General features: G+C 59.3%; 15 protein-coding genes and 1 pseudogene. 7 read left to right on the top strand and 9 right to left on the bottom strand.

What is annotated here, in order from left to right:
- Positions 1-2 precede the first annotated feature (2 nt).
- Positions 3-2,093 (top strand): site-specific integrase, encoded by a 2,091-nt coding sequence (locus AMC88_RS04210; RefSeq protein ID WP_064829890.1) that lies wholly within the window; start codon positions 3-5, stop codon positions 2,091-2,093.
- A gap of 42 nt (positions 2,094-2,135) precedes the next feature.
- Here the strand turns inward: AMC88_RS04210 and AMC88_RS04205 are convergent, their stop codons facing one another.
- From AMC88_RS04205 to AMC88_RS04165, 8 genes and pseudogenes are all read right to left on the bottom strand, one after another.
- Positions 2,136-4,472 (bottom strand): hypothetical protein, encoded by a 2,337-nt coding sequence (locus AMC88_RS04205; protein ID WP_064829889.1) that lies wholly within the window; start codon positions 4,470-4,472, stop codon positions 2,136-2,138.
- 239 nt (positions 4,473-4,711) lie between these two features.
- The gene (locus tag AMC88_RS04200) at positions 4,712-5,026 is read right to left on the bottom strand and encodes a hypothetical protein (RefSeq protein ID WP_064829888.1); all 315 of its coding nucleotides are present in this window, start codon (positions 5,024-5,026) and stop codon (positions 4,712-4,714) included.
- A 330-nt stretch (positions 5,027-5,356) separates the two neighbouring features.
- On the bottom strand, positions 5,357-6,286 hold the full coding sequence (locus AMC88_RS04195; RefSeq protein WP_208613670.1) for a DUF429 domain-containing protein: 930 nt from the start codon (positions 6,284-6,286) through the stop codon (positions 5,357-5,359).
- 42 nt (positions 6,287-6,328) lie between these two features.
- Positions 6,329-7,105, bottom strand: a complete 777-nt coding sequence (locus AMC88_RS04190) for an ATP-dependent metallopeptidase FtsH/Yme1/Tma family protein (RefSeq protein WP_064829887.1) — start codon at positions 7,103-7,105, stop codon at positions 6,329-6,331.
- Positions 7,102-9,066: pseudogene (locus AMC88_RS34645) on the bottom strand (AAA family ATPase). Before AMC88_RS34645 ends, AMC88_RS04190 begins: the two are co-directional and overlap by 4 nt.
- A complete protein-coding gene (locus AMC88_RS04175) occupies positions 9,059-9,586 on the bottom strand; it encodes a hypothetical protein (protein WP_064829884.1) in 528 nt (175 codons plus the stop codon). The pseudogene AMC88_RS34645 and the gene AMC88_RS04175 overlap by 8 nt, the downstream one beginning before the upstream one ends.
- Before the next feature lie 116 nt (positions 9,587-9,702).
- The gene (locus tag AMC88_RS04170; protein WP_064829883.1) at positions 9,703-10,785 is read right to left on the bottom strand and encodes a hypothetical protein; all 1,083 of its coding nucleotides are present in this window, start codon (positions 10,783-10,785) and stop codon (positions 9,703-9,705) included.
- Between the two features lie 330 nt (positions 10,786-11,115).
- The gene (locus AMC88_RS04165; RefSeq protein ID WP_064829882.1) at positions 11,116-12,342 is read right to left on the bottom strand and encodes a hypothetical protein; all 1,227 of its coding nucleotides are present in this window, start codon (positions 12,340-12,342) and stop codon (positions 11,116-11,118) included.
- 357 nt (positions 12,343-12,699) lie between these two features.
- On the opposite strand from AMC88_RS04165, the gene AMC88_RS04160 reads away from it, so the two are divergent.
- Positions 12,700-13,635, top strand: coding sequence for an HNH endonuclease (locus AMC88_RS04160; RefSeq protein ID WP_064829881.1), 936 nt, complete (start codon positions 12,700-12,702; stop codon positions 13,633-13,635).
- 40 nt (positions 13,636-13,675) lie between these two features.
- Here the strand turns inward: AMC88_RS04160 and AMC88_RS04155 are convergent, their stop codons facing one another.
- Positions 13,676-13,978 carry a hypothetical protein gene (locus AMC88_RS04155; RefSeq protein ID WP_064829880.1) on the bottom strand — a complete coding sequence of 101 codons (303 nt, stop codon included), beginning with the start codon at positions 13,976-13,978 and terminating at the stop codon, positions 13,676-13,678.
- Between the two features lie 227 nt (positions 13,979-14,205).
- On the opposite strand from AMC88_RS04155, the gene AMC88_RS04150 reads away from it, so the two are divergent.
- The 5 genes from AMC88_RS04150 (at position 14,206) to AMC88_RS04130 (ending at position 22,147) form a co-directional block, all read left to right on the top strand.
- Positions 14,206-15,717: a type I restriction-modification system subunit M gene (locus AMC88_RS04150; RefSeq protein WP_064829879.1), complete on the top strand. Its 1,512-nt coding sequence runs from the start codon at positions 14,206-14,208 to the stop codon at positions 15,715-15,717.
- Complete coding sequence (locus AMC88_RS04145; protein ID WP_064829878.1) at positions 15,714-17,216, top strand: type I restriction-modification system subunit M; 1,503 nt, start codon at positions 15,714-15,716, stop codon at positions 17,214-17,216. The genes AMC88_RS04150 and AMC88_RS04145 overlap by 4 nt, the downstream gene beginning before the upstream one ends.
- Positions 17,209-18,399: a restriction endonuclease subunit S gene (locus tag AMC88_RS04140; protein ID WP_064829877.1), complete on the top strand. Its 1,191-nt coding sequence runs from the start codon at positions 17,209-17,211 to the stop codon at positions 18,397-18,399. The genes AMC88_RS04145 and AMC88_RS04140 overlap by 8 nt, the downstream gene beginning before the upstream one ends.
- On the top strand, positions 18,396-18,608 hold the full coding sequence (locus AMC88_RS04135; RefSeq protein WP_064829876.1) for a hypothetical protein: 213 nt from the start codon (positions 18,396-18,398) through the stop codon (positions 18,606-18,608). The genes AMC88_RS04140 and AMC88_RS04135 overlap by 4 nt, the downstream gene beginning before the upstream one ends.
- Before the next feature lie 83 nt (positions 18,609-18,691).
- A complete protein-coding gene (locus tag AMC88_RS04130; protein ID WP_190311519.1) occupies positions 18,692-22,147 on the top strand; it encodes an HsdR family type I site-specific deoxyribonuclease in 3,456 nt (1,151 codons plus the stop codon).
- Positions 22,148-22,161: the final 14 nt, after the last annotated feature.

Here is a 22,161-nt window from a genome sequence, read left to right as displayed (position 1 = left end):
TCATGGCCGTACGCCACGAGGTCGAGAATCTGATCCGCCGCGGAAACATCTTCTATTGGCGGGCGCGCGTACCGGCCGTCTTCATCCACTGCCGCCCCGGCACTCGCCTTTCACTCAGCCTTCATTGTTCCGACCATAAAAAGGCTCAGATGATCGGCCGGAAGCTCAATACGCGGCTGGCCGAACTGAAGATGAATTCGAAGGACGTGATGACCACCAAGAAGCAGCTCCAGATTCTGTTCGAGCACGTACGGGATGAAGAAATCGAGAGGCTCGATGACGTCAGCACGATGGCCAAACGCAACGGTCGCGGTGGCGATGTCGTCGAGATGGAGCTCGATCTCGAGGTTGGATGGGCTTGCCAACTCCTGGCAAAGTTCGGGACCCGGTCGGAGCTCATCCTCGAAGGCGATTGCTCTGGTCTCACCTACCTCCTGAAGAACGGAGTGCCCGCCTCGCATGTCGATGCCATCCGGGCGAACTATCGTGGCGAGCTGAGCACGGCTCGCAGCCCTGGATTTGAAGACGGCATCAGACGACTTATCTACCACTTCGAGATTGAGGACACGGCGCTCAATCGCGAACGCGCCATGTCGAAAATGTTCGAAGCACGCGCGGCGGCCCTACTGGATATCGACGAACGCCACGACCTCGTCGACCGCAGCTTAAGCGAATTCACAGGTGGCGGCAGAGCGAGCAAATCTGTGGTCGAGGAGAAGACCGTCGAGCTTGAACCTGCTGCCGCTTCCTCGCTGAGGCTGGCCAAAGAGAGCAAGCCGGCGCCGACTAAGACTGACATCCCGGAAGCACCGGAAATCGCTTACCTCGAGCTTTCGCCACGTACGGCACCGCCAAACGAGAAGGGGGCACTCGGCATTCAAAGGCCCAGCCAGAGAATGGTTGCTGTCGCGGATTTCGAGCAAGAGTGCGAGAAACTCATCGCGAACATGGGCGAAGAATGGACCGCAGAAACGGGGCGAGACGCCATGGCGCTGGTGCGGATGTTCAAATCGGTTCTTGTAGAACATGGCGTGGAGCATTCCGGGCAGGTCGAGCAGTACCACATCGGCCTGCTGCGTCAGCACTTCAACGACATCCCGACAGACTGGGGCCGAAGCAGCCGGATGAGGATCATGTCGGCACCGGAACTGCGCGCCAAAGGCCATGAGCTGTGCAAAGCAGCCGAGGCCTCGGGTGCCGATGCGAAGGTTGGCCTTGCTGCCGGAACGATCCGAAAGCACTTCGGAAACCTACAGCACTTCCTGAAGCATCTGAAAGGCCATGGGTTCGAAATCGAAAACTGGACCTTTGAAGGCCTGCGCCCACGAAAGCCCAAAGCAGGCGACATCCGTCACCAACAATACAAACCGAAGCCCGAAGACATCGCTCCGATTTTCGCAAGTCCGATCTATACGGGGTCGCAGGATCATCTACGCGGAAAACGGAGGAAACCGGGCAAGCACGTCTTCCACGATTCGCTTTACTATCTGCCGATCCTGTTCACTTACCTGGGCCCCCGACGCAAAGAGTTCGCGGGGCTCGCGGTCGACGACATTGCAAAAGACGAGGACGGATATGTCATCCTCCTTCGCACGAATGGCATCAGGCGATTGAAGACCGCGCAATCAAAACGACTGCTACCCATGCCCGACGAATTGGTCCGATTGGGCTTCCTCGACTATTATCAGGCGATCAAAGGACTAGGATACGAAGCTCTCTTCCCAGACCTGTTCTCGGATAAGACAGAGAACGATCCGGGAGATCGTTTTTACGACACTTTCACCCCTGTCATGCGGGGCGCACTTGGCGAAAAAATGTGGGAGCGATCCATTCATGCCCTTCGCCACGGCATGGCAGACACCCTGAAGCAGGCCGGCGTCTCGTCTGAAGTGATCGATGACATCTCGGGGCGATTGAGCGAAGGCAGTGAAACGAACACGCGATACACAAATCCGGCCGGCCTTCCATTGATGCGCAGCGCGCTCAAGCACTATCCCATCATTACGTCGACCATCGAACCGAAGCCGCTGCGACTTCTTCCGTGGATCGAGAACAAGCAGCCGCCGCCATGGGCGCGAGAAGGCAAGAAGTGAAGCCCGGGGCGGAAATGATTTCCGCCCGGGCATGCTGCGTGACTAGGCCGCTTCCCAGACCTGATTGAGAATTCGTGCCGCCAATGCCGCCTTGTCCTGCGGAAGGAACCGGCCGTAGTGCTTTGCCACCATGTCCGCCGTATCCTGGATCGCATAGCTCGCCTGTTCGTATGAGCCGGTCTGCTTCAGGATGTGGGTCGCCAGCACATCACGAACGTTGTGAGGCCCATGGGGCAACAAACCTTTAATCGCCCCACGGCCGGTGTATGGATTGTAGATGCCATAGCGCTGGATGGTGAGCCGCCATGCCTCATAGAAGCTGGTGATGTCGTAGGCTGCGTCGGTACTCGTTATCTTGACCGTCTTCACGAAAAACGTCCCGGGATCGGCAGCACTTTTAAGAAGGACCGAACGATGCCGCTCGACGTAGTCATCGATGTGGCGGTAGAGGTCGAGCAGATCGGGCAGCACCAGCCTAAATGGTTTGTCTCCGAAGAACGACGAATGGGCGTTCTTGAAAGCCACTGCCGGGATCAACACCTCCCAGCCACCGTCTCGGTCACTCCAGCGGATTTCTCCGCGCTTGAGCTTTTCGAGCACCCGTTCCGGACGCGGCATCTGTCCCCGTGGGCATAGCATCAACTGCCGCAGATTTTTCTGGCGAAGCCCGAGATGCAGCCCTAGCCTCAGCATGAGGAACGAGCGAACCGCCTCGGCAGCCGGACGCGGATAGCGCTCCTCGTCAGGCATCAGGCGGATGATCTCTTCGGTAATCTTCCGGTATTCACCGACCGGGCTGTCGGCTTCAAGCACGGGCATGATCGGCTCGAAGGGATCACGATGCACCCGGGCGATGCGCTGGATCTCTTTGACACGGTGGGATGCGTGTTTGTGAAAATCCTCGCAGGCGCCATGCCAGTCCTCCCGGGCATAATCGATCTCGTTCTGCGAGACGAGACCGGCAATAGGCTGGGCACGCGCCAAGAGTTCAGGATGTTGCCGAAGCCATCCGGTGCTTTCCTTGGTGATTGCCAGGGCGATCCGCAGCATGTCGACTTCCCACGCCGTATAGAAGCCCCGGCGGCTTTCGCGCCATTGCAAATACCAGTCCCAGACGCCAGGAAAGACTAGCAGCCCGAAGGTCAGTTGACGCAGCGGCACCCCATATCCCTTGATCTCTCCCGCCTTTGACGCCGCAAGTGCGCCGAACATCAGGCCGAGATGCTCGATCTTCTGGGAAGCAGTTTCCTCGCCCCAGACACCATTTCGCTGAAATCCAATCGAGGTCAGTGCAGATGTCTTGAAGCGAACCAGATCGGCCATCTCCATGGCAAGTGTCGGCGGCGCATCGATGACGCCGGACAACAGGTCGGGATCCTCAATCCAAGTCTCCTCATAGTTCGCCGGTACCGCGATCTTTCCATCACGCGGCGCGCGCCCACCATACGATACGCCGGGAAAGCGGATGGCGTAGCGCTGCTTGGCCGCGGCAGCCTGAAACTTGCGATAGTCCGTCGATCCGCTGATGATCACACGGCGGACCCAATCGAGGATCTCCTCGCGCTTGGCGAATGGAAGCGAGTTGAAGTCATCGGGTAGATGCCATGCGATCCTACGTCGCTCCGCAGGATCGATACCCGAGAGATTAAACCCGGACGCCGATCGTGACTGGTGCGGCAGCTTCGCTTTGAAATAGCCTTCCGGGAGGCGGTAACGGCGCTCGATACGACCAAGCACGTCGAAGCTATCAGTGCTCCGCGGCACGCGCCGACCTTCGATCCAACTGAGCAGCGTATTCTTGTCCATGGGCTCGTCAGGTCGCACCACCGATCGATAGAGAACCCAGTAGGTCTCACCGTGGCGACGCATGTGAAGCTGAAGTGCTTCGGCGAATCCCGCGGGGTCATCCCACTCGAGAAACAAGGGTTCCGGAAACTCGACCTTCAGGCCAGGCTTGTGCACCACGGGGGCAACTTGGGGACGCGCAATTTTCGGAGGCGCCGACTTGATTATCGGCTTCGGTTTCTCGGTGCTGGCTTTCCTTGACCTCGGTGCGTCTCCGAGCTTCGGGAGGCCCTCTTGCGCTGATCCAGCGGTTTGTCCGCCGTCCCTGTTCCAACGAACGATGGCGTCAAACCCGGGGTCGATCAAACGGTGATGCGGTGCAAGCGAACGAGGATCGATACCGGTGGTGCGGGCAACGACATCCCATTCGGTACGGCCTGCCGTCCGGGGCGGCCCGCACCGTCGCTCGATAAGCCGCCGCATGTAGGCCTTGAGGGCTTCGGCTTCGTCGCGGGAAAAGGTGGTCGAGAGGCGCAGCTCGCAATAGGCGTCGATCTTACGCTGGAAGGCTTTGATTGCAGTTAGCTTGGTCATTTCACTTCATGCTGTTCGTTACTCGGACCCTCCGCGGGAGGGGCCGGCCGAGCTACGCGAAGCGAATTAAGGAAGGATTGGAGCCGTCGGCATCTCCGGAAATCCGATTCAGAATCAAACGGCGTTTTACGAAGTAATGGGGGGAGAAGTCGTAATTCCATCGAACGCCGTTAGGCGTTGGATCGGCCTCGTCGGGCAAGCAGAACCGATGCCAAAAGACCAAATGGACGTGGGCGCGCTCAAGCCTCCTCGTCGAGGCCGTCGGGATAGATCAGGTGGATTTTCCTGCGAAACGGCAAGCCACCCGTACGGTACTTGGCGACCAAGTCATCGAATACTGCGTCGGATTCGCGCTCATCGAACCCTTGGTCAGCCAGCATCGAGACGATCTTGCCTTGGAATTTCTCCAACTCCATCTGCTGATCCTTTTCGATCGCCCGCCGGATTAGCCAGAACAGCGCCACCCGGGCCACGTCATCTCTGTCAGGCCGCTTCGCCCTTCTGTTGGCGTCGCGAAATGCCTTCTGTCGTTGCCTTGCTGCCTTCAGATTCATGCTGCTCCTCCCCGCTGCCTAACGTCTTCAATGGTCAGGGGATCGGTCCACCGGCGCAAGCCTTGTTTGGCTGAATCAGAAATATCGACCTTTGAATCGGCGGCGCAGAACCATGAATCAAATGACCGCAATTTGTTTCGAGTTGCAGGCACGTTATCTCACGTCAAGACGACCTGTTCGGCCGCGAACGGCGTTGGTGAATCGTCGTATTCGAGTTCCGAATCAATAATCCGGTGTTCGGAATCAAATGAGCGCAACTTGTTTCAGGTTGCTGGAGGCTTGATGTGAGTTGCCGACAATGTGCCACATCTCATCTCATCTCAAATCACGTCACATCATCACGATGGTGCCCCAGGATCCAGCCCTCCCATTTATGGACGGCATCGATTGCCGGAATGCCTTCACCCCGCTGGCCGTCAACGACATCGAGCATGCCCAGCAGTCCGATGACGGCATCGAAACGATCCTCGCCTGCTTTGTCAGAGCCGAAGCCATCGTCGATAAACGGCTGAAGCAAACCGGTATCGAGGTTCGGCCGCGCTGCAAGCCAAGGCAATATACTCTGTCCCATCCGTAGCCGGTCTGCCTGCGCCGCTTGCTCCAGCCATTTCGGGGCATGCCGATTTGACGGTACACGTCGCCAGGATAGGTCTCAGTGATGATGATCGGCTTGCTGCCCGCGAGTTCGGCCAAGTTTCCATCGAACGGCCATAGCCCGATCTCATTCAGTCTCGGCACGATGATTTCCCGCCATCCCGAGATCGCGCCTTTGCCGACCTGATTGCCGCCAAGCGTCCAGAACAACATGCAGGCCGCCTGGCGATCGGCGGTCGCCCGTTCGCAGATACGCAGGAGCGACGACGCGTCAGATATCCCAAGGGCATCCAACAGATGGCGCGCCGTGCCACCAGGGCGGGCGGGATAGAATGGGCGCTGCAGCGAGATATGGTCGCGATGATCAGCGACATTGTACCAGTCCGACCAGAAACCGGAGCCGAACGATATCAGTGCCTCCCGGAAAGAACCGACGCCGGCTGCGCGCGCATAGGCTTCCGGCAGGCCGATTGGGAAGTCGAAGCCGATCAGAAGCGCGCCAGGATTGACGGCGCGATGCTGCAGCCGGTCGAGAAGGCGCGACGTGTCGCCGACGAGTTCCGGAGACTGAAAATGCCATTGTCCGCCACGCTTGATGGCCACAGCCATCCAGCGCTTTTTCTGCTCCATGCTCCAATCGCAATGGGCGACAACCGCGACGCTCATCCTGCACTCCACTTCTCTTCATCGGCCGCATGACTATCAGCTTCAGGGCGGCGGATCACCGTCTCTCAGAATTTGCAGCACCGCGTTCTCATCCATTGCCTGGGCATCGAACAGCGCCTTGGCGAGGGCATGGAAGGTCGGCCTGCGCCTCCTGAGGATCGCCGCCGCGCGGTCGAGTGCCGCCTCCAGCCTGGCATGAACGCGAGCGGCCAGTTCGGCGTCACGGTCGAGAATCGTGCCCGGATCGCGATGGGGACGATAAAGCAGCGGATGCTCGGTCCCGAAGCCAAGCGTTCGCTCCATGTCGAAGGCAATCCGTGTAGCCCGCGCCAGATCGCTGTCGTCGCCACCACCCGAGCTGCTGGATACGCGCTTGAGCACCAGATTCTCGGCGGCGCGCCCGGCCATCAGCACGGTGAGCACGTTTTCGAACCAGGTGCGGGTGTTGGTTCCGAATGTATGGAAGCCGATCAGATTGTAGGCACCCTCCCCAGTGTCGATATTGAGGCCGCGGACCGGGCCGAGATCGAGGGCATGATGGGCAACCGCATGCCCGGCCTCGTGGAACGCGAAGCGCCAGCGCAGATCGTAGGGCACCGGCGGACGGTTACCGCGAATGCCCCCTTCGATATCCTTGTAGTTGATCGAGCGCTTGCCGCGGCGCGCCTTCAATCGCGCCTCCCGGACGATGCGTTCGATATCGGCGCCTGTCAGCCCCATGGCGCGCGTGGCGAGACGCCTCAGGATCGGGTCGGCAGGATTGTCCTGCTGCGCGGCTGCCGGCGTTTCCGTCGTGTCGGTGTTCTGTGGCGCTTTCATCGGCTTGCTCCCTTCCGTTCGTCTTCTGCTTCTTCCTTCAGGTGATCAGCGACGATCTTTCTCAGCGAGAATCCATCATCGGCTTCTGCTTGGGCGTCCGGTACCGGTTCCCGGATCAGCGACATCACATCGTCGCCGAGATGATGGGCCAGGATTTCCGCGAGCGTCGGCACATCGGGCTTCGGGATTTCGATATGGGTCTCCAGCCGTCCGGATCGCTTGATCGCCTCGTCGATATCGTCTGGGCGGTTGGTGGCGCCGACGATGATCAATCCTTCGGATTTCACGGCGCCGTCGAGCAGTTCCAGCGCCTTGTTGACGATGGCATTCCAGTAGTCTCAATACTCCCGCTCGGCCGGCTGCCGCTTGCCGATGCCGTCGATCTCGTCGATGAACAGGACCGCCGGCGCCATGGCGCGGGCCTCGACAAATGTCTTGTTCATCTTGTCGATCACGTCATTCAGGTGACCGCCCTGCAGCCAGGTCGAGACCGAGGTGACGACCAGCGGGACCTGCAGACTGTTGCAGAGCGCCCGAGCAAAGGTGGTCTTGCCGGTCCCGGGCGGGCCAGACAGCAACAGCTTGGTGCTCATCTCCGACCAGGTGAGGATGCTGGCGCGGTAATCATCGAGGTCAGCCTTGAGATCGAGCGCCCAGTCCTTGGCCCTGCCGTATCCGGAGAGCGTCTCGACCGTCATCGCTGACCTCCCACCGATCTCTCCTGTCGTCAGCAATGGCTCAGGCTGGATGACGTCCGCGCCTGATGGTTTATCCTTTTTCCAGCGATTATTGCTGTCGCTGTCGGAAGCCTTCGGTTTCTCGTCCGATCCTGACGCCTTCTCGTTGGATTTCGTGGAGGGCTCCGATCCAGCCCCCTTGCCATCACCGTCCTCTTTCTCGGAGTCGCCGCGATTGCGTTCGATCAGCGTGGCAAGGACATGCAGCACGTCGCGAACATGCCGTCCCGGCCGGAACGCAAGGACCAGATCCTCGAGCGACAGCCAACGCGCATGCGAATCCGACGGCAGGCCTAGCTTTTCGATTGCCCTGTCCGGATAAAGTGTCTCGACCAGATCAGCGACGAACCTCCGATCGAGTTTACCCGTTGCGAGCGACAGGTCGGCGGAGATGCGCAGAAGCGTGGGAATGTCCGATCGCTTCTCGGCAATGGCAAGGATCGGGAAGTCGCGGGACAACGCGCTGATCATGCGTCGACGCAAGGCGTTGCCGGTGACGCGATGCACGCCTGCGCCAGAGAATGTCATAAGACAACTGCGCGGCTCACCTTCAAGGACATCGAAGTGATCGTCATTGAACATCAGATCTGACTCGATCATTGCAAACGGACCGCCCGGCACCAGCCGGGACTTTTCGAGGAGCCGCAGCACTTCCCGCTCGAAGCCGTCAAGCGGCGCATGGAGCGTGACGACCGGCGTCACACGGGTCAGGGTGTGAACGATTTCCCGAAGCGACCGTCCGCTACTGCGCACCGCGCGCGCCAACACCAGCGCTGCCACGACATGACTGACCAGTGGGGAGGCGGCTGCCAGATCGACAAGCCGAACCGAGTAGGCACGCCGATCAATGTCGTTACCCAGGGACGCGTCCTGCGCGGTCTCGCTACGGCGCTTCAGGGGGGAGACCACCAGCGGCGACGGAAGCGTCTCGCCATCAGCCTCCGTCGCCAGGGCGAGATCGCCACCTTTGCCGGGTGTGAGGTTGGTCTTCTTGTTCGGCGCGACGAGCCTCGTGCCAAAATGCCGCCGGAACCAGAGACCATCACGAACCAGATCGCCGGTCAGCCCAGCCGTGTCGAAGGCTGGTGTGTAGCGGCAAAGCACATGACCATCGACATCAACGATCCTGGCTTCGAGCAGACCGTTTCGCAGGGCGACCCGGCGTGCCTCGCGGCGAGCGAGATGCCGCAGACGATGGACGAGCAGACGAGCGAGTTTATCCATCGACGCGCCCTCCGCTCTCCGCGGCAATAATTGCCGTTTCAAGGATCGCCACCGGATCGCGCGGCCGTGTCCGGATGCGCCGTCGTCCATCAAGGTGACCCGGTTTCGCCGAGGCTGCCTGCACGCGCTCGCCGACAGAGCGATAAACCGCCTGTGTCTTCGTCGACATCGCAGCCGGAGCCGACCGGGTCAACTCGTCTGAGAGCAGACCGAGATGCCGATTGCGGTTTCTAAGCCAGTCGAGCACGAGGCGGCAGGCAGCGTCGTCATGATCGGCAAGCACACTCAACTTGGCCGTCAGAGGCGCGGGCACCAATGGACCTTGCCGGACGCAGGCGAGCGCGAGGCCGATCAGAACGGCGGGATGGTCGCGGCTGCCATCGGCGTGACCGACGCCAGAGGCTTGAGAGCCGGGGATATTCGCCAGCCTGCTGTGAATGCAAAGCGGAGCGATGGTATCGGCCGTGACTGCTTCGCAACGGAAACTGGTCACAGGCGGGCTGTGGGTATCGATGGACATGACTGTCTCCTCACCGAAGCACTTGGGCATCCGGCGTTGTCGGAATGGATAGGACTGGGGAAGCAGGCCGCGCGCTCACGGCGCGGCTCGTTCAGCGCCGTTGGGCTATCAGTCGATCAGTGCTGGCGCAGACGGCGGGCGAAGCCGACCCGGATGCGGACCGCTTCCGGTTCATCATCCTGATCCTCGTCGAAGCAGCCGAGATCGCAATGACCATCATCTTCGTCCGGCCCGGCCATCGCCTGCTCTTCCGCATAACTGAGCGCCGGACCGTTCAACGCAATCAGCGGCTTGCCCGAGATAGCCGAAGCAGGCGTCGGATCCGCCATGAGCGCGTGGAGAACACCAAGCGCCTTGCGCGCTTCCGCTTCAAGAAGCTGCTGCACACGGCGACCGAAGCGCGACCGCAATTCGGCCATGCAGGCAGCGACACCGTCGATTTCCAGCAAGTCGTCGATCTCGGACAAAGCCCAGATGCCGTTGGCGTGGTCGCTCGGGCGGCTGGCGCCATCGACGATGGCGACCTCGACCGTGTCGACCATCAGGCGCTTGTGGTGCTTGTAGAGCCAGTCCGGCAACACCATCGCCGAGGCCATCATCTTCATCTTCAATTCTTCGAGGCGGCTGGTGTCGCCGTACGAGGCAAGCGAACGCTTCACGTCGAGAATGTAGGCCGTGTGCCGGGCGCGGTTCACGACGATCAGGTCCGGCGTGTAGCTGCCCTTGGCCGGCGCCTCGCAGTCGAGTTTGATGCCGTCGAGGCAAGACCAATCGTTGCCGGAGACGGCTTCGAGCGCTGCCTTGACCAGCGGCAATTTCAGGGACTGGGTCAGCACCGTAATGTTTGGGTTGGCCTTCGCCAGACGCTCAGTCGCCTGTTCCAGCAGCTTGCCTTCCCGGAAGGATACTGCGCGGACCAGCGAAGCGATGTGAACGTAGTGCCCGAGGATCTCGTCGTCGATCGGTTCGCCGTCGGCAATCGCTGTAATGGCGCGATCGATCAGCAGATCGAGATCGGCCTCGACCTCGGCGAAGCGCACGATGTGCGGGTGGCGGCGCAACGCGGCCGGTTCGCTGATGCTGTTGGCACCATGGCCAACCCGGGCGCCTGGACCGAACGGGCGTTGGGAGAACATGGAGGCGGCGGCGGTCGAACGGAGAACTTCCCCGGTGGGGAGTGTCGATGTAAACGTGGTCATAGCCCGATTCCTTTTCGTGAAGGCTGAGGGTCAGGCCCTTGTCGATGTTACCAGCATCGGCTTGGGCCGTTGTGTGTCCGGGTCTTCCGAACAGCCCTAACCTGGCAGGACCGGGAGCCGGGCTCAAGGACCCGGAACACAAATTTAGAACAAAGCCGGCACAAAGTTAACAGTGGGCTCACAAAGCCCATGACCGATGACGCCGTCGGGAGATCAAATTCGGCGGGAAACGCGTTCGCGTCGCCGTGCCGAGGCAAAAAGAAAAGGGCCGACATACGGCCCTTTCGCGTTTGGTGGGAAGGCAGGGGTTCCGATCTTGCGCCGAGCGCATCAAGCGGCGGCGTTCGGTGGCGTTGCGGATTTCGTACCGATCCTCGACTCGGACTTGATCCGGTCGATAATCTCCGGACGCGTCAGGCGCTTTCCAGGCTTGGCAAGTGCTTCAGCGACGGAAGGAATGTCGGCGTCCGATGTGCGCTTGGACTTAGGCGTCTCGATCGTGGCTGTCGCTCCAAAAGCCGCAGCGATTGACGTCAGGCTCTCTTTCATCAAGCGGGTATCGGCAACTACCAAATCGGGGCTGCCGCTGGCATCCGCAGGAACCGGCTCGTCCGCATCAACCGCGACAGCAACGCTCGCGCTCGGAGCTTCGCTGGTTTCGACACCTGGCCAGGCCGGGGCACTTGATTTGGAGGTGGCCCATTCCAGGATCGGCACGACTTCCGCTTCCAACCAGGCCCGAAGCTCGCCTTTGTCCGGCCATGTCGTTTCGCTGCCCATCTTGTAGAGCAGCTTGCTGACTGCGGCCCAACCAGTCTTGCCTGGAAGGGCGGCAGTCGAGATCACGTACGCCGCGTTCGGAAAGGGCTCAACGAACTGCGCCAGACTTTCCAGCTCCTTATGAGCGAGGCGCGCTGTCAGATGTGTCTTTTCAGCGAGGGCCTTCTTGACGATGTTCTTCTTCGGCAACGCCTCACAGACATGGGCGCGGATCTCCTCGATGTGTCCGACGAAGGATTTGATGCCATCCCGGACCTTGATCGCAATGATCGCTTTGAGACCGTCAAGGCCGCCGACATCGTAGGGATCGACCTGCGGCCGTGCCTCTGCCTCGCTTTTCGAACCGGCCAAAATCGCTGCGATGTCCTGGACCCTGAGCTTGCCGTTCTGGGCGGCGAAGCCAATAGCCTGCTCGATCTGCTCGGGCTCCGCAGCACTCAGCTTTCCAAGAACCGTTGGGCCGACGGCCAGCTCCACCAGGATGTCCTTGTAGCGAGCCAGATTGCGAAACACTGCGCGCTGGGTTCGAACGTGGCGCGCGGTATAACCGCAGCGCTCGACCGCCCACTTTTCCAAGGTTCCTTCCGGGAGCAGCCCGGCTGCGCGTTCAAGATGCTCGCCGAGTTTGAAGGTCTCTTCGGTCGAACGGCGCGAAACGCTGATGAGGAACCTGGCCGTCTCTTCGAGCTGGCTCTTGGTCTCCTCGGCGAGAGGGTAGGTTTCGTAGAACGTGGCGGCGGTGGATGTGAGAGTGAATGCGTCGGTAGTGTTGTCCATGGGTGTCTCCATGTAAGAGGAATGATCGTAAAAGTATATCTGCTTCTACCCCTCTATTATTTCAGATCATCCAGAAAACAGAAAGCAATTTTAAGTTTTGCAATAAATTGTATCCAAGTATATATGCAGCCAGCAGGCAAAACATAACTTACATTACTTTATATTTCTGCCCAAAGTGTCATCAATAAAAAAATTTTAACTTCAGCAAACGCAAGTAACAATTACAATTAATACGTGCGTAAATTTCCCTCAAATAGGGGCCGAAACGGCGGAAGCATCCTGTCCTTTTCAAGTCAGTCTACCTCCTGGTAACAAGGTACCGCAGCCTGATTTGCAGAGTGAGAGCACGTTCATCCAATGGCGAAGGCCATACTCACCACCAAGGTCGACCCGACCTACGACGATCTACCAGAACAGCGGTACCATTTTCCGCGGACCTATTTACGTCAGGTCGAGGCCGCTCGGGGCGACTGGATCGTCTATTATGAACCGAGGCGTGCTAGCGGCGACTTGATGAAGACCGGCGGCAGACAGGCGTATTTCGCAACGGCGCGCATTGCCGACATCATCGAAGATCCATCGAAACCGGACCACTTCTACGCGCTGGTCGAGGATTTCCTGCCTTTCGATCACGCCGTCCCATTCAAAGAAGCGGATCATTATTATGAGAGCGGCCTGCGCAAGGAGGATGGCTCGACGAACAAGGGGGCGTTCGGCCGCGCCGTCCGGAACATCCCCGACGCCGAGTATGGCCTTATCCTCGCCGCGGGCTTCGCGCATGTCCTCGGGAAACGAGACCGAGAACGGCCGACGCCGGATCCGGCCGAAGAAGCGAGCGTCGGGGTTGGCGAAAACCCGCAGATGCCCTACGAGGCCGACAGCATCGATCGCCGTATCGTCACCCAGGTGCTTCAACGGCCCTTTCGGGACCGCGCTTTCTCTGCTGCCATCAAGGCGGCCTACCACGACACCTGCGCAGTTACCGGCCTCAAGTTAATCAACGGCGGTGGACGTTCGGAAGTTCAAGCGGCTCATATTCGTCCGGTGGCAGACCGAGGACCGGACAGCATCCGCAATGGCCTGGCGCTATCCGGTACCGTGCACTGGATGTTTGATCGCGGCCTGATTTCGGTGGATGACGATTACAGCCTGCTGATCGCAAGTGGCAGCGTACCGGACACTATCACCCGGCTCATAAATCCGGAGCGTCGCCTGCTCGTGCCGACACGTGCGGACGATCGCCCGCATTCGCAGTTCCTCCGGTATCATCGCGAGCAGGTGTTCAAGGGCTGAAGCTGCGGAAATCATTTCCGCTCAAAGGCTTACGCCGACGTCACTCATCGGGTGGCGCATAGAGTAAATCGATCATTTCATCCGTGTAGTCGCCACTGTTGTCGTTGAATTTCACACGGATGTCTTCGTTTTCGAGGACAATTACTTTCTTTTCGCCGCCCTGCGCAATCACTTCAACCGTATACGGGGCGCCGCAACAGCCACAGATAACTCGGCTTTGCATTGTAACCACCGAGTCGTGGTCCTCTTGCTCGGCCATATCGTACTGAACATCATCAATCTCTGCTGGGATCTCAAAGCCCTCGCAACTGGGGTTTGGGCATATAAACTTGATATCCAGCATCCTAGTGACCTTGTTGTGACTCAGCGTTCCGCGCCGCGCCACAACCTTTTGTATTTACAAACAAAGTTACACAAGTCAGAAATCGAGACCTGGTAAATGAAGTGTCACGAGATTCTGGCCTCCCCCTCGGCAACCAGAGCTCTGGGCTGCTGGACATTAGCAACGAATGCTCTGGGCAATGCTGCTGCGATTAAACTAGAAGGGCAGACTGAGCTGATAATGACCGAATGAGCATTGAGAACGTGAGTGTACAGGAACTGAAAACTGCCCTTTGGGAAGCGGCAAACACGCTGCGCGGATCCGCTGTCGACCGAACCGATTGGAAGGGCTACATCCTTCCGTTGTTGTTTTTTAAGCGAATTTCTGACGTCTGGGACGAGGAAACGTCGGAAGCCAAAGAAATCTACGGCGACGTTGATCCTGTTCAGTTCCCGGAAGCTCACCGTTTCGCGCTTCCGGAGGGCAGTCACTGGAATGATGTACGGAGCCTGGCGTCAAACGTTGGCGCGGGTCTGCAGAGGGCTATGCAAGAGATCGAGCGAGTCAATCCAGATACTCTTTTTCGTGTTTTTGGCTCCGCCGACTGGGGCAACAAAGAAAAGTTCAGTGACGAGCTACTAAAGGACCTGATCGAAGGGTTTTCAGAGATTCAGCTCGGCAACCAGGCGGTCAGCACTGACGTTCTCGGCGATGCTTATGAATACCTCGTAGGAAAATTCGCTGACGTCACGCGCCGTAACAAGGCCGGAGAGTTCTATACGCCGAGAAGCGTTGTGCGGATGATGGTCGAGATCCTCGATCCTAAGGAAGGTGAGAGCATTTACGATCCCGCCTGTGGAACGGGTGGTATGCTGCTGGGCGCCATAGAGCACGTGATCCGAAAAGGCGGCGATGCCCGCAGATTTTACGGGAAGGTCTACGGACAAGAAAAGAACCTCACTACCTCCGCGATCGCGCGGATGAACCTCGTCCTCCACGGAATTGAGGATTTTCAGGTGGCGCGAGAGGACACTCTGCGAAATCCGGCCTTTACCGATTCCAGCACGGGCGGCCTCGCCACGTTTGACTGCGTCATTGCAAACCCTCCGTTCTCACTCAAGGAATGGGGCCGCGATCTTTGGGAGGCCGATCCGTGGGGTCGTGCGACGTACGGGATTCCGCCCGAGAACTACGGCGACTATGCATTTGTCCAGCATATGCTTGCTTCGATGGCGCCTACAGGAAACAGCCGTATGGCGGTCGTCCTTCCCCAGGGGGCCCTATTTCGCAAATCAGCGGAGGGCTCAATCCGGCAGACTCTCCTTGAGAACGATATGGTTGAGGCCGTTATTGGTCTCGCCCCGAATCTATTCTACGGCACGCAGCTTGCCGGATCCGTAGTGATCCTGCGCCGCAAGAAGCCAGTCGAGCGAAAAAACAAGGTCATGATCATCGATGCCTCGAGCCTATTCCGCAAAGGCCGGGCGCAAAACTTCCTCGACCAGGATCACAGCGATCAAATTGTCGCTTGGTACCGTGCCTTCGAGGATGTCCAGGATCGCGCCAAGGTCGCCACGCTGGACGAGATCAAGAAGGAAGGTTGGACGCTGAACATCTCGCGCTATGTCCTGCCGCCCATCGGTCAGGACATTCCGCCGCTCCCCGAGGCCATCGAGGCATTCAAAACGGCGCTGGCCGATACGCGCGCCGCCGAAGACCACCTGCGCAAGGTTCTGACTGAAGGAGGGTGGCTGCAATGAGCGGACTGACCCAACGCGACCTCGAAAGCTACCTCTGGGGTGCAGCCACCCTGCTGCGCGGTCTCATCGATGCCAGCGACTACAAGCAGTACATCTTCCCGCTGCTGTTCTTCAAACGCCTGTCCGATGTCTGGGACGGCGACTATCAGGATGCGCTCGATGAAACGGGGGACGAGGGCTATGCCACCGCCACCGCAAACGACCGCTTTGTGATCCCCAAAGGCGCGCATTGGAACGATGTGCGTGCGACGCCGCGCGACGTGGGCCGGGCGCTGCTGTCGGCCTTCCTTGCGATCGAGGCCGCGAACCCCGAGCGCCTGCAAGGCGTCTTCGGCAACGCCAACTGGACCGACAAGGCCCAGATACCCGACAGCACGCTGAAGAACCTTGTCGAGCACTTCTCGAAGCACGACCTGACCCTTGCGGCAGTCCCCGAGGATGAGCTTGGCAACGGCTACGAATACCTGATCAAGAAATTCGCCGATGACAGCGGCCATACCGCGCAGGAGTTCTACACCAACCGTACCCTCGTCCACCTGATGGCGCAGATGCTGGAGCCCCAGCCGGGCGAGAGCATCTATGACCCGACCTGCGGCACCGGCGGCATGCTGATCTCGTGCCTGGCCGAGGTGAAGCGGCGCGGTGGTGACATCCGCACTACCGGCCTTTACGGGCAGGAGTTGATCACCATCACAGCCGCCATCGCGCGGATGAACCTGGTCATCCATGGGGTGGACGATTTCCACATCGCCAGCGGCAACACGCTCGCCGCGCCCGCCTTCGTGCAAGACGACCGGCTGCGCAGCTTCGACGTGGTCCTCGCCAACCCGCCCTATTCCATCAAGAAATGGAACCGTGGCGCGTGGGAGCAGGATGCCTGGGGCCGCAACTTCCTTGGCACCCCGCCCCAGGGGCGGGCGGATTACGCCTTTTTCCAGCACATCCTGTCGTCGATGGACCAAGAGACCGGGCGCTGCGCGATACTGTTTCCGCATGGCGTGCTGTTCCGCAACGAAGAGGCCGAGATGCGGCGCAGGCTGGTGGAATCCGACCGGGTCGAATGCGTGCTGGGGCTGGGACCGGGGCTGTTCTACAACTCGCCGATGGAGGCTTGCGTGGTGATCTGCCGGTCGCAGAAGCCCGAGGCCCGCAAGGGGCGAATCCTGTTCATCGACGCGGTGGCCGAAATTGTGCGCGAACGGGCACAAAGCTTCTTGCGGCCGGATCATCAGGCACGAATCCTGTCGGCCTATCAGGCCTTTGGCGATGAGCCGGGCTTTGCCACGGTGGCGAGCGTAGCCGATGTGCTGGCGGCCGACGGCAACCTGTCGATTGCCCGCTATGTGAAGCGGCCCAAGGCGGCGGTGGCGGGCGGGGGCGCCACGCTGGCGGCGACCTGGGCGGCGTTTGATGAGGAAGGGCGCGGTTTCTGGTCGGGCATGGACGCGCTGGTGGACATGCTCGATGGCCTGACGCCTGCGGAGTATACCGATGCTTGAGCAGCCGATTTCCAAGTCAGAGTGGACCGAGGTTGCTCTGGGAGATGTTGTTGAAAACATCAACGAATACTTTGACAGAGATAACGACGAACCGTCGCGGTACATCGCTGGCGAACACGTTGATGAGGGAAAGCTAACGATTTCTCGTTGGGGGATGACAGACGACGACTTTTTTCCTCCAACATTTAAACGAAGATTCCGAGCGGGCGATGTACTTTTCCATTCTCGAAACATTAAGAAAGTTGCCTCGCCAGATTTTGACGGGGTAACGGGAGAGAAGCTATTCGTGCTGCGCGTCAAACCGGCCTCGCTACTCATGCAGGACCTGTTGCCTTATCTGCTTAGTGGTGCAGATTTCTTTGAGTACGCTGAGCAAAACTGGTCTGGATCGGTCAATAAGTTCTTTAACTGGAGACCGTTGGCTAACTATCGGTTTTACTTGCCGCCCTTGCAGGAGCAGGCAAGACTGGTGGAGCTTTTCGCAGCTCAGCGAAGCGCTGAGGAAACTCTGTTGTGTTCTCTCCAGAAGCTTGGCGATCTGAGGATTTCGTACATTGGGGATCTGTTGGGCAGCTACAGATCAGCCTCGGACCGGGTCTTGGTCGAAAATCTGCTGATAGATGGTCCGACTAATGGCCGCTCGCCCGCGCCCAGCGATAGCGAAACAGGGTTCAAGACTGTCAGCATCAGTGCGATCCGGGATGGCATTTTTGACCCGGAAGGCTGCATCAAGTTCGTAGAAATGACGGCGGCCGAGGCGCGTCCGTTTATCGTGCAATCTGACGACATTTTTGCCGTTCGCGGAAACGGAAACCGCGATATCTGCGGTCGGGTCGGGATCAGTCGGCAAACCTACCCCGAACTGGTTTACCCGGACTTGCTGATCCGGATGCGGTTCGATCCATCGCGGCTGCTGACTGATTTCGTCGTTGCGCAATGGAACCACCCCGCCGCCCATGGTCGACTGATTTCTCGCGCGAAATCGTCGAACGGAATCTGGAAAGTCAACGGGCAAGACATCCGCGCTCATACGCTAGTGGTTCCCCCGATGCGCGCGCAGCGAGAAGCTGTGCAGTTTCTTCGTGCGCTCGATATGCAAGCCGCCGCGATCAATGCCCGATTTGCGACGTTGCGAGACATGAAGCGCGAACTGTTCAAAGCGATTTCCGGAGGTGCTGAGTGACATTCACCGAAGCCAACGCCGTCGAAGCCCATCTGAGCGACCTTCTCGCGGGCGCGGCCTCGGCCTGTCCGGCGCAACCCTCCATCGGCCTCGCCCGCACGGACGGCAGAGTCGCAGGCCTCGGCTGGTATCACGTCGCGCCCGCGGAGCCCTATTTCTTTGGCTTTCAACATCGCTCGATAGTCGGTCGGGGAAGGCAATTGCAATGACGACGCGCCCGTCTGTTCCTATGGACATCCAGCGAAAACTTATGGTCGAATGCGGACATCGTTGCTGTGTCTGCGGCGAACACGTGTCATTAGAGAAGGCTCACATTGTTCCTTGGTCCGCCACCAAGGATCATTCGTTTGAGAACCTGCTGGTTCTTTGCAGCCTGTGCCATACTCGATCTCATGACGAAAACTGGGATCAAAAGACGCTTAAGGACTACAAAGCACTCCCTTGGGTCGCCAGATACAAGGGTGTTCCCAGCGAATTTGGGCCCAAGCAACTCGTCACTCTAAAGCTGGACACGACCAAGGAAGATTTCGAGAGGGACAAGGAACGCGTGCTGGTCGCGATCGCTGCGGTCATCGATGCATGTCCAAAGGACATACTTACAGTGTCGGTGAAGCAAGGTAGCATTATCTTGACAGTTGCGATCCCAGCGGATGGCGCGGACCGCTTGCTGAACTCTGAAGGAACTCAGTCAGAATTGCAGGCGCTTCTCGATCCAATCCAGCTAATCGGGATCGACCCCGGAGCAGAAAGCTCCTCTTATCCGGACGAACGCGCTCGCCGGATCGCTAGCTTTAATGAAAACAACACAGTCGAAGCCCATTTACGCGATATCCTCGCGGGCCCGTCGAGCCACCGACCACGGGATTTCAGCCCTGGCCTTGCTAGGGCCGGCAATCGGATTGCAGGCCTCGGGTGGCATTACGTCGCCCCCGCCGACCTCCCGCGGCAGCCACATGAAGTGCTGGTCGAATCCGATCTGCGTGATGCCCTGGTCCGCCTGAACCCCGACATCGCCGCCAACCCCGGCCGGGCCGACGATGTGCTCTACCGCCTGCGCGCCATCGTCATGAGCGCGAGGTCCGATGGGCTGGTGAAGGCGAACGAAGAATTTGCCGCCTGGCTGCTCGGCGAACGCTCGATGCCATTTGGCGCGAATGGTGAACACGTCACCATCCGCCTGATCGATTTCGAGGATATCGAACAGAACAGCTTCGTTGTCACCCAACAATTCACCATCCGCGCCGGCAAGACCGAAAAGCGCGCCGATCTGGTGATGTTGGTCAACGGCTTGCCGCTGGTATTGATCGAGGCCAAGACGCCGGTGCGGTCCAGCCAAAGCTGGCTCGACGCCGCGCTTCAGGTGCATGACGACTACGAAAAGAACGTGCCGGAGTTGTTCGTGCCCAACGTCTTTTCCGTGGCGACCGAGGGCAAGGAGTTCCGCTATGGCTCGGTCCGGATGCCGGTCGACATGTGGGGCCCATGGCGCGATGGCGACGGTCCGCAGACGATGGGTGCGGTGGAAAAGGCCGCTGCGTCGATGCTGCGCCCGGCGATGGTGCTGGACATGCTCGATAGCTTCACCGCCTTTGCCACGCAGAAGGGCAAGCACCGCATCAAGATCATCGCCCGCTATCAGCAGGTGGACGGAGTCAACAAGATCGTTGCGCGTGTCGTGGCGGGCCAGCCGCGCAAGGGGCTGATCTGGCATTTCCAGGGGTCGGGCAAGTCGCTGCTGATGCTGTTCGCCGCGCGCAAGCTGCGGCTGCACCCGGTGCTGAGAAACCCAACGGTGCTGATCGTGGTCGACCGCATAGACCTAGACAGCCAGATTTCCGGCACCTTCTATGCCGCCGACATGCCCAACATGGTGCGCACGGAAAGCCGCAAGGAATTGGCCGATCTGCTGGGCAAGGACGCACGGAAGGTGGTGATTACCACTATCCACAAATTCGCCGAGGCCGACGGCGTGCTGAACGACCGCGACAACATCATTGTTCTGGTGGACGAAGCGCACCGCACGCAGGAAGGTGATCTGGGCCGCAAGATGCGCGAGGCACTGCCGAACGCATTCCTGTTCGGTCTGACCGGTACGCCGATCAACCGCGCCGATAAGAACACTTTCTATGCCTTCGGCGCCGACACGGATGAAGGCGGCTACCTAAGCCGTTATGGCCTGAATGACTCGATCCGCGACGGCACGACGAAGGAACTGCATTTCGAACCGCGGCTGGTGGATCTGCACATCGACCAGAAGGCAATCGAGGAAGCCTATGCCGAGCTAACGCAGGGCCTAACCGACGAGGACAGGGATCGGCTGGGTAAGGCTGCCGCCAAGATGTCGATCCTGGTAAAATCGCCCGAGCGAATCCGCGCCATATGTAGTGACATCGCCAAACACTTCCAGGAGAAGGTCGCCCCGAACGGCTTCGGCGCGCAGGTAGTGACCTTCGACCGCGAGAGCTGCCTGCTCTATAAGCAGGAACTCGACCGACACCTGCCCCCGGAAGTGTCGGATATCGTGATGTCTGTTAACAGCGGCGAACCCGAGTATGCCGCCTACAAGCGCGACCGCGATGCCGAGGAAAAGCTGCTCGACAGGTTCCGCGATCCGAAGGACCCGCTGAAGATCATCATCGTAACGTCGAAATTGCTGACAGGCTTCGACGCGCCGATTCTGCAGACCATGTATTTGGACAAGCCGCTGCGCGACCATACGCTGCTGCAGGCGATCTGCCGGACGAACCGCCCGTATGGCGAACAAAAGACCCACGGCCTGATTGTCGACTATCTCGGCATCTTCGACGACGTCGCTCAGGCGCTTAAGTTCGATGAAGAGGGAATGAAGAGGGCGGTATCGAACATCGCGGAGCTCATCAATGCTTTGCCGACTGCGCTCCAGAAATGCCTCGCCTACTTCGCAGGCGTGGACCTTAGCCTCACGGGTTACGAGGGTCTGATTGCCGCGCAGGAGTGCATCCCGGACAATGAGCTTCGCGACGCCTTCGCGGCCGATTTCACCGTGCTGGCACGGATCTGGGAGGCTCTATCACCCGATCCGGTGCTAACACAGTACGAAACAGATTATCGCTGGTTGGCACAAGTCTATGAATCGTTGAAGCCGTCGAGCGGCACAGGTCGCCTCCTCTGGCACCGGCTTGGTGCGAAGACCATCGAGCTGATCCACGAAAACGTCCATGTTGATGCTGTACGAGACGATCTCGATACGCTGGTTCTGGACGCCGAACTGCTTGAGACCGTCCTTGGAAACCCTGACCCGGAAAAGAAGGCCAAAGAAATTTCCGTAAAGTTGGCCGGCCGCTTACGGAAGCATGCAGGAAATCCCAAGTTCAAGGCGCTCGGCGAACGTCTGGAAGATTTGAAGAACCGGCATCAACAGGGCTTGCTGCTCTCCATTGATTTCTTAAAAGAACTTCTAGCACTGGCGAAGGATGTTGTGAAAATCGAGCGGGAGACGCCAGAAGAAGAGGACATCAACCGCGGCAAGGCGGCATTGACTGCGCTCTTTGAAGAAGCCCAGAACGGCGAGACGCCGGTGATGGTCAAGCGGGTCGTCGATGACATCGACGAGATAGTCCGCGCAGTCAGGTTTGATGGCTGGCAGGCCACTCATGCCGGCGAGCGCGAGGTCAAGAAGGCGCTCCGTCAGACTCTTTTTCGCTACAAGCTGCATCAGGACCCGGAGCTCTTCGAAAAGGCGTATGGATATATTCGGGAATATTACTGACCGGGAAGGCATTT

It is taken from the genome of Rhizobium phaseoli (assembly GCF_001664385.1).
Classification (GTDB): domain Bacteria; phylum Pseudomonadota; class Alphaproteobacteria; order Rhizobiales; family Rhizobiaceae; genus Rhizobium; species Rhizobium phaseoli.
The sequence above is the reverse complement of the archived record's forward strand: the minus strand, read 5'-3'. Positions and strand labels throughout refer to the sequence as shown.

Coding starts and splice junctions, on each gene's coding strand:
- AMC88_RS04205 (WP_064829889.1), bottom strand. CDS start 4,472: ATGACCAAGCTAACTGCAATCAAAGCCTTCCAGCGTAAGATCGACGCC.
- AMC88_RS04160 (WP_064829881.1), top strand. CDS start 12,700: ATGGCGAAGGCCATACTCACCACCAAGGTCGACCCGACCTACGACGAT.
- AMC88_RS04155 (WP_064829880.1), bottom strand. CDS start 13,978: ATGCTGGATATCAAGTTTATATGCCCAAACCCCAGTTGCGAGGGCTTT.
- AMC88_RS04190 (WP_064829887.1), bottom strand. CDS start 7,105: ATGAAAGCGCCACAGAACACCGACACGACGGAAACGCCGGCAGCCGCG.
- AMC88_RS04140 (WP_064829877.1), top strand. CDS start 17,209: ATGCTTGAGCAGCCGATTTCCAAGTCAGAGTGGACCGAGGTTGCTCTG.
- AMC88_RS04195 (WP_208613670.1), bottom strand. CDS start 6,286: ATGAGCGTCGCGGTTGTCGCCCATTGCGATTGGAGCATGGAGCAGAAA.
- AMC88_RS04145 (WP_064829878.1), top strand. CDS start 15,714: ATGAGCGGACTGACCCAACGCGACCTCGAAAGCTACCTCTGGGGTGCA.
- AMC88_RS04200 (WP_064829888.1), bottom strand. CDS start 5,026: ATGAATCTGAAGGCAGCAAGGCAACGACAGAAGGCATTTCGCGACGCC.
- AMC88_RS04165 (WP_064829882.1), bottom strand. CDS start 12,342: ATGGACAACACTACCGACGCATTCACTCTCACATCCACCGCCGCCACG.
- AMC88_RS04170 (WP_064829883.1), bottom strand. CDS start 10,785: ATGACCACGTTTACATCGACACTCCCCACCGGGGAAGTTCTCCGTTCG.
- AMC88_RS04210 (WP_064829890.1), top strand. CDS start 3: ATGGCCGTACGCCACGAGGTCGAGAATCTGATCCGCCGCGGAAACATC.
- AMC88_RS04150 (WP_064829879.1), top strand. CDS start 14,206: ATGAGCATTGAGAACGTGAGTGTACAGGAACTGAAAACTGCCCTTTGG.
- AMC88_RS04175 (WP_064829884.1), bottom strand. CDS start 9,586: ATGTCCATCGATACCCACAGCCCGCCTGTGACCAGTTTCCGTTGCGAA.